Below are 2,528 nucleotides of genomic sequence, written 5' to 3' on the forward strand. Positions count from 1 at the left end.
CGATCGCCGGCTACTGCGTGCTGAACGACTGGTCCGCCCGCGACCTGCAGCGGGCCGAGATGAAGGTGGGCCTGGGGCCCGCCAAGGGGAAGGACTTCGCCACGGGCCTCGGGCCCTGGCTCGTGACCCCGGACGAGATCGCGGACCGGCGCCTCGGCAAGGGCTACGACCTCGCGATGTGCGCCCGGCGCAACGGGCGGGAGATCTCGCGCGGCAACTGGCGGGACATCCACTGGTCCTTCGGCGAGATGCTGGCGCGCGCCTCGCGCGGGGTCACGCTGCACCCCGGCGAGGTGATCGGTTCGGGGACCGTCGGCTCCGGCTGCATCCTGGAGCTGCGCCCCGAACGGGCCGGCGGCTGGCTGCAGCCCGGCGACGCGATCGAGCTGGAGATCGAGGGGCTGGGCATCCTGGCCGCGACCGTGGCCGGCGCCGCGGGGGAGGAGTGAGATGCCGCACTACGTCGCCCGGGGCGAGATCCCCAACAAGCGCCACGTGCAGCACCGCGTCGGCGGCCGGCTGACCTACGAGGAGCTGGTCAGCCGCGAGGGCTTCTCCGACGTCGCTAGCAACGCCTACCACCTGCGCCCGCCGACCGCGGTGCGCGGCGTGGGCGCCTTGCGGCCGCTGCCGCTGCTGGCCGCCGCCGACGAGCCGCACCGCCACCGCCACGTGTTCACGTCGCGGCTGCCGGCCGGCGGCTGCCCCGTGTTCGGGCGGCGCGTGCTGGCCTTCAACGACGACCTCGTCGTGTCGACCTGCGAGCCCGTGCAGGACCAGCCGGCCTTCTACCGCAACGCCCTGGCCGACGAGCTGGTCTTCGTCCACCACGGCGCGGGCACGCTCGAGAGCATGTACGGCGACCTGGACTTCGGGCCGGGCGACTACCTGGTCGTGCCGCGCGGCACGACGCACCGCCTGCGCTGCGCCCCGGGCCGCGTGAAGCTGTTCGTGGTCGAGACGCGCGGGCCCGTCCAGGTGCCGCGCCACTTCCGCAGCGACCACGGCCAGCTCATGGAGCACGCCCCCTACTGCGAGCGCGACCTGCGGGCGCCACGCTGGCGCGACCCCGTCGACGAGCCCGGCGACGCCGCGGTGCTGGTGAAGCTGCGCGACCGCGTCCAGGAGACGACGCTGGCGCACCACCCCTTCGACCTGGTCGGCTGGGACGGCTTCTGCTATCCCTGGGCCTTCAGCATCCACGACTTCATGCCCGTGGTCGGCAAGGTCCACCTGCCGCCGCCGGTGCACGTGACCTTCACGGCGCCCGGCCTGGTGGTCTGCTCGTTCGTGCCGCGCCTGTTCGACTTCCACCCCGAGGCCGTGCCCATCCCGTACGCGCACAGCAACGTCGACAGCGACGAGATCCTCTACTACGTCGAGGGCAACTTCATGAGCCGGCGCGGGATCGTAACCGAGTCGCTGACGCTGCACCCCATGGGCTACCCGCACGGGCCGCAGCCCGGCCTGATCGAGAAGTCGCTGGGCGCGAAGGAGACCGGCGAGCTGGCGGTGATGGTCGACACCTTCGCCCCGCTGCGCGTGGCCCGCGACGCCCTGGCGGCCGACGACCCCGCCTACCCCCTGAGCTGGCTGGAGGGTGCATGATCATCGATCCCGCGACGCTGGACCTGCGCGGCGCCTATAAGCTGCTGATCGGTTCGATCCTGCCGCGCCCCATCGCCTGGGTGTCGACCGTCGACGCTGAGAACCGGCCCAACCTGGCGCCGTTCTCGTTCTTCACCGGGGTGGCCGCCGCGCCGCCGGTGGTCTGCTTCGCGCCCATGCGGCGGTTCGCGGACGGCGCCGAGAAGGACACCCTGCGCAACGTGCGCGCCACCGGCGAGTTCGTGGTCAACATCGTGGACGAGGACAACGTGGCGCGGGCCAACGAGACCGCGCGCGAGTTCGCCCCCGGGGTGAGCGAGTTCGCGGAGGCCGGCCTCACGCCCGTCCCCTGCGAGGCGGTGAAGGCCCCGCGCGTGGCCGAGTCGCCCCTGAGCCTGGAGTGCCGCCTGCTGCAGATCGTGGAGGTGGGCGCCGACGGGGCGGGGGGCGGCGCGCTGGTCCTGGGCGAGGTGCTGCGCTTCCACGTCCGCGACGACCTGCTCCACGACGGCCGCATCGACACCGCGCTGCTGCGCCCGGTGGGCCGCCTGGCCGGCAGCGAGTACACGACGCTCGGGCGAAGGTTCGAGCTGGAGCGGAAATGACGGCATGACTGCATGAAGAGGGGGACCCGCGTCGGGCCCCCCGTGTCGATTCCGCGGCGATCCGCTACTGGATGTACTTGCTCGTCAGCTCCATCAGCACCGTGCCGTGCGTCATCTTGACCTCGCCGACGCCGACCGCGAACCAGTGGTCGGCGGGCGTGACGCTGCCCTCGACCGTGCCGCGCACGTGGATGCAGTCGTAGGTGCCGTCGGGCACCGTGACGCTCTCGCTCGTCGCGATCACTTCCCAGTTCACGACCGCGCCCTGCCCGGACGTGCTCCACTCGTCGCCGACCGTGCAGGGGTACTTGCACC

4 protein-coding genes are annotated in these 2,528 nt (G+C 72.5%); 3 read left to right on the forward strand and 1 reads right to left on the reverse strand.

The window, feature by feature from the left end:
- The 3 genes from Q7W29_06555 to Q7W29_06565 all read left to right on the forward strand — a co-directional run.
- Positions 1-449 (forward strand): fumarylacetoacetate hydrolase family protein (locus tag Q7W29_06555; protein ID MDO9171475.1); only part of this gene is annotated, 449 nt, incomplete at its 5' end.
- A 1-nt stretch (position 450) separates the two neighbouring features.
- On the forward strand, positions 451-1,608 hold the full coding sequence (locus Q7W29_06560; GenBank protein MDO9171476.1) for a homogentisate 1,2-dioxygenase: 1,158 nt from the start codon (positions 451-453) through the stop codon (positions 1,606-1,608).
- A complete protein-coding gene (locus Q7W29_06565) occupies positions 1,605-2,213 on the forward strand; it encodes a flavin reductase family protein (protein ID MDO9171477.1) in 609 nt (202 codons plus the stop codon). The genes Q7W29_06560 and Q7W29_06565 overlap by 4 nt, the downstream gene beginning before the upstream one ends.
- A 64-nt stretch (positions 2,214-2,277) precedes the next feature.
- On the opposite strand, the gene Q7W29_06570 is transcribed toward Q7W29_06565, so the two are convergent.
- Positions 2,278-2,528, reverse strand: a 251-nt coding sequence (locus tag Q7W29_06570; GenBank protein MDO9171478.1) for a hypothetical protein, incomplete at its 5' end; no start/stop codon positions are given.

The sequence above is a fragment of the bacterium genome, assembly GCA_030654305.1.
Taxonomy (GTDB): domain Bacteria; phylum Krumholzibacteriota; class Krumholzibacteriia; order LZORAL124-64-63; family LZORAL124-64-63; genus PNOJ01.

Bases quoted from the DNA above. Each gene is read 5' to 3' on its own strand.
- Q7W29_06560 (MDO9171476.1), top strand. From the start codon at position 451: ATGCCGCACTACGTCGCCCGGGGCGAGATCCCCAACAAGCGCCACGTG.
- Q7W29_06565 (MDO9171477.1), top strand. From the start codon at position 1,605: ATGATCATCGATCCCGCGACGCTGGACCTGCGCGGCGCCTATAAGCTG.